The 4,424-nt window shown below is 70.0% G+C and carries 6 protein-coding genes; 5 read left to right on the top strand and 1 reads right to left on the bottom strand.

Annotated elements, in window-relative coordinates:
• Positions 1-173: 173 nt before the first annotated feature.
• The 5 genes from FNH08_RS45500 (at position 174) to FNH08_RS45480 (ending at position 4,120) form a co-directional block, all read left to right on the top strand.
• On the top strand, positions 174-629 hold the full coding sequence (locus FNH08_RS45500) for an Lrp/AsnC family transcriptional regulator (protein WP_152777468.1): 456 nt from the start codon (positions 174-176) through the stop codon (positions 627-629).
• Between the two features lie 172 nt (positions 630-801).
• The gene (mqnE, locus tag FNH08_RS45495) at positions 802-1,965 is read left to right on the top strand and encodes an aminofutalosine synthase MqnE (protein ID WP_152777466.1); all 1,164 of its coding nucleotides are present in this window, start codon (positions 802-804) and stop codon (positions 1,963-1,965) included.
• A 488-nt stretch (positions 1,966-2,453) separates the two neighbouring features.
• Positions 2,454-2,978, top strand: coding sequence for a GNAT family N-acetyltransferase (locus FNH08_RS45490; protein WP_152777464.1), 525 nt, complete (start codon positions 2,454-2,456; stop codon positions 2,976-2,978).
• Positions 2,979-3,062: 84 nt separating this feature from the next.
• A complete protein-coding gene (locus tag FNH08_RS45485; protein ID WP_152777462.1) occupies positions 3,063-3,362 on the top strand; it encodes a DUF4229 domain-containing protein in 300 nt (99 codons plus the stop codon).
• A gap of 83 nt (positions 3,363-3,445) precedes the next feature.
• Positions 3,446-4,120, top strand: coding sequence for a TetR/AcrR family transcriptional regulator (locus FNH08_RS45480; protein WP_152777460.1), 675 nt, complete (start codon positions 3,446-3,448; stop codon positions 4,118-4,120).
• On the opposite strand, the gene FNH08_RS45475 is transcribed toward FNH08_RS45480, so the two are convergent.
• The coding region (locus FNH08_RS45475; protein ID WP_265579849.1) for a MaoC family dehydratase at positions 4,113-4,424 on the bottom strand (312 nt) is incomplete at its 5' end. The genes FNH08_RS45480 and FNH08_RS45475 overlap by 8 nt on opposite strands.

Genomic DNA, 4,424 nt, shown 5'->3' with positions numbered 1-4,424 from the left:
GAGCTGGGCGGCGGGGCGCGGACGACTTGAACGGCACACCTGACGGTGTCGGCTGAACGGCACCGAACCGAGCCGGATTCACTCTTCCCGAGCATCCGGTAGCGGGAGCGCTACCACTCATCACTACTTCGAGAACTCTTCAGCAACTCTTCAGCGGAAGGCAACCGATCGCAATGGACGCGGTGGACAGGCAGCTCATCCAGGCCCTCAGGGAGAACGGCCGCGCCTCCTACGCGGAACTGGGCCGCCTCGTGGGCCTCTCCGGCCCCAGCGTCACCGACCGCATCAACCGGCTGGAGGCGGCCGGGGTCATCACCGGCTACCGCGCCACCGTCGACTCGGCCTCGCTCGGCCTGGGCGTGACCGCCCTCATCGGCATCTCGCTGTCCGACGCCGCCGACCACGAGGACGTCGCGACCCGGCTGCGGGACCTCAACGAGATCGAGGACTGCTGGTTCATCGCGGGCGACGACTCGTTCATGCTCAAGGTGCGGGTCACGGACGTCGACGGTCTGGAGAAGACCATCCGGCGGCTGTCGGGGACGAAGGGCGTCTCCCGGACGCGTACGACCATCGTGCTCTCCACGAAGTGGGAGAACCGGGTGGGCGAGCTGCCGGAGGAGCAGTAGCGCTCCGCTGGGCCGGGCGAACGCGCTTCGTCCTGCGGCTGCCGACTCGTTTCGCGGCTGCGGGTGGTTCGTGGCTGGTCGCGCAGTTCCCCGCGCCCCTTACAGGCGCGCGCAGGTACCCGGAGTCCGGGTTGTACCGTTGCATGAGTTGTCGGCGAGGAGAGGCGGAGGCATGGACGTCGGGCTCAAGCGCGAGCTGGAGGAGAAGGTTCGCTCCGGTGAGCGGCTGACCCGCGAGGACGGCATCGCGTTGTACGAGTCGGACGACCTGGCCTGGCTGGGCGGGCTCGCGCACGAGGTGCGGACGCGGAAGAACGGCGACGTCGTCCACTTCAACGTCAACCGGCACCTCAACATGACGAACGTGTGCACGGCCTCCTGCGCCTACTGCTCGTTCCAGCGGAAGCCGGGCGAGAAGGACGCGTACACGATGCGCATCGAGGAGGCCGTCAAGCTCGCCAAGGCGATGGAGAGCGACAACCTCACCGAGCTGCACATCGTCAACGGGCTGCACCCGAACCTGCCGTGGCGGTACTACCCGCGCTCGCTGCGGGAGCTGAAGGCCGCGCTGCCGAACGTGTCGCTGAAGGCGTTCACGGCCACGGAGATCCACCACTTCGAGACGATCTCGGGCATGTCGGCGTCCGAGATCCTCGACGAGCTGATCGACGCCGGGCTGGAGTCGCTGACCGGTGGCGGTGCGGAGATCTTCGACTGGGAGGTCCGGCAGCACATCGTGGATCACAGGACTCACTGGGAGGACTGGTCGCGGATCCACCGGCTCGCGCACGAGAAGGGTCTGAAGACCCCGTGCACGATGCTGTACGGCCACATCGAGGAGCCGCGCCACCGGGTGGACCATGTGCTGCGGCTGCGTGAGCTGCAGGACGAGACCGGGGGCTTCCAGGTCTTCATCCCGCTGCGCTACCAGCACGACTTCGTGGACGTGAAGGACGGCAAGGTCCGGAATCGGCTTCAGGCGCGGACGCAGATGGCGACGGGGGCCGAGGCGCTGAAGACCTTCGCCGTGTCGCGGCTGCTGTTCGACAACGTGCCGCACGTCAAGGTCTTCTGGGTCATGCACGGGGTGCAGACCGCTCAGCTGGCGTTGCAGCACGGCGCCGACGACATGGACGGCTCGGTCGTCGAGTACAAGATCACGCACGACGCGGACAACTTCGGCACGCCGAACAAGCTGACCCGCGAGGATCTGCTGGACCTGATCCGGGATGCGGGCTTCCGGCCGGTGGAGCGGAACACGCGCTACGAGATCATTCGCGAGTACGAGGGGCCGGACCCGGCCCGGCGGGAGACGCCGCAGCCGATGCGGGTCTGAGCTCCGCGGGCGGTGGGCGGGTGCGGGTTCGTCGTGGCTTGTCGCGCAGTTCCCCGCGCCCCTGAGGGGCGCGTCTCCCCGCCGGTCGTCGAGTGACTGCGGCGCCGTGGTGGCTGGTACGCCTACCCGATTGTTCCTGGGTCGGGGGCGCGCCGCGAGGTCTCCGTCCTCGGTCCGGCGGCTGGTGTGGGTGTGTGAGGTGCTCGGTGGCGGACGCCGGCCGCTGCGGGCGGACACCTCCCGGCACGCCCCCTTCCGTGCGTACGCGGCTGCCGGGTGCGTCGGGGCGCCGGTGCAGGGGGCGCGGCGTCGGTGCGCAGATGGCGGTGCGCGGGGGTAACGGTGCGTCGTGGTGCCGGGCGCGGGCGTGGCTTTTAGGGGCGCGGGGCTGTGTCGATTTGCGGCTCCGCCGCGTGGGCGCGACCAGCCACAACGGACCCGCACCCGGCCACGGACCGCAAGAAGGCAGACGAGATACCGTCGTCCGCATGCCCCTTACGTTCCAACTGGACCCCGCCGTCACCCCCGAACTCCGAGACGGCGTGCTCAAGCTGTGGGCCGACGTCTCCAACGCCGGGGGAGCCGTCGGGTTCGTCCCCCCGGTGACGCCGGAGGCGATCCGGCCCGAGCTGTTGAAGCACCTCGCGGCGATGACCGAGGGACGGTCACGGCTGCTCGTCGGCCGCGACGAGGCCGGCGAGATCGCGGCGACCACGTTCTTCACCTTCAACACGCACCGGCTGATGACGCACTGGGCGTGGCTGTACACCGTGATGGTGCACCCCCGCCACCAGGGGATGGGCTACGGGCGGGATCTGCTGGCGGCGGCGGAGCGGGCGGCGCGGGGGTTCGACGGTATCGAGGCCATCCGGCTCACCTGCCGGGGCGGGCTGGGGCTGGAGCGGTTCTACGGCTCCTGCGGGTACAAGGAGGTCGGCCGGGTCCCGGGCGCCATACGCGTCGCGCCGGGCGACGACCGCGACGACGTCTTCATGCTGCTGACGCTGGACTGAGGCCCCCCTGCAAGATCCTGGTCCCGCCGTGCTTCACTGGACGGTGCCCTTTGGGAACGGTTCGGAACGGAAGAGTGGATTGAGATGCTCCGCTACACACTGATGCGCCTCGGTATCTTCGTGGGCTGCCTCGTGGTCGTCTGGGGCCTCGTCTACTCGGGCCTCGCTCCGCGCGGGCTGGGCGCGTCCAACGGCATGTGGGTCATCCTGCTCGCCCTGGTCATCTCCGCCCCGATCAGCTTCGTGGTCCTGCGCAAGGAGCGGGACCGTGCCTCCGTGCAGATCGTGGAGCGGGTCGACCGGGCGAAGGCCAACCTGGACGCCAACCGCAGCCAGGAGGACGACGCCGACGACACGGCCCGGGCGCAGGGCCAGGCGTCCTGACCCGAGCTGCTGTCTGACCCGACCTCCTGTTTTTGGCCACACTTCACGGCGAGGGTGATCCCGGCCGCGCCTACCCTTTCCGTATGGGTGCTGTGAAGAGCAAACGGATGCCCCGGGCGGTGCGTGAGCGGCAGATGCTGGACGCGGCGGTGCGGACGTTCGGTCAGCGGGGGTACCGGGCCGCCTCGATGGACGAGATCGCCGAACTGGCGGGCGTGTCCAAGCCGTTGGTGTACCTGTACCTGAACTCGAAGGAAGACCTCTTCACCTCCTGCATCCGGCGAGAGGCGAAGGCACTCACCGAGGCCGTCCGCGCGGGGGTCCGGACCGAGCTGCCCGCCGATCGTCAACTCTGGGAAGGGCTCCAGGCGTTCTTCACGCACACCGCCGAGAACCCGGACGGCTGGGCCGTGCTGCACCTCCAGGCCCGTACGCACGGCGAACCCTTCGCGGCCGAGGTGGCCGCGATGCGGAAGGAACTGGTCGAGTTCGTCACCGAGTTGATCGCGGTGGCGGCGCGGGAGGCCCACCGGGATCCGTCACTGGCCGAGGGCGAGGTCGCCGGGCTCGCCGAGGCCCTCGTCGGCGCCGCCGAGGCGCTGGCCGACTGGGCCAACGCCACTCCCGGAGTCACGGCGAGACAGGCGGCCGCGACCCTCATGAACTTCGCCTGGGCGGGCCTGGCCAACCTGATGGACGGGCATCCCTGGTCACCGCCGAGCGGCACGGACGCCCAAGCGGCGCCGGCTCTCACGTGAGCAGCGGGCGCACCTCACCGGTGACGTGGACCCGGTCGTCGTGACCCCGTAGCTCGAAGCGGCCGCCTTCCGCCGCGTACGTCACCGTCCCGGGCAGCAGCACCGGCGCCCGGAACTCCGCGCGCACGAACGCCGCCCCGGGCGTGCCGTGCTCGGCCAGGCAGCGCGCGACCGTCCACATGCCGTGGGCGATGGCGCGGGGGAAGCCGAAGAGGCGGGCGGTGAGGGGGTGCAGGTGGATGGGGTTGCGGTCACCGGACGCCGCCCCGTACCGCCGTCCTACGTCCCCGGCCAGATGCCATTC

This window comes from Streptomyces spongiae, from assembly GCF_009377185.1.
Taxonomy (GTDB): domain Bacteria; phylum Actinomycetota; class Actinomycetes; order Streptomycetales; family Streptomycetaceae; genus Streptomyces; species Streptomyces spongiae.
Note: the sequence above shows the minus strand (reverse complement) of the source record. Positions and strands in the feature narration are given on the sequence as shown.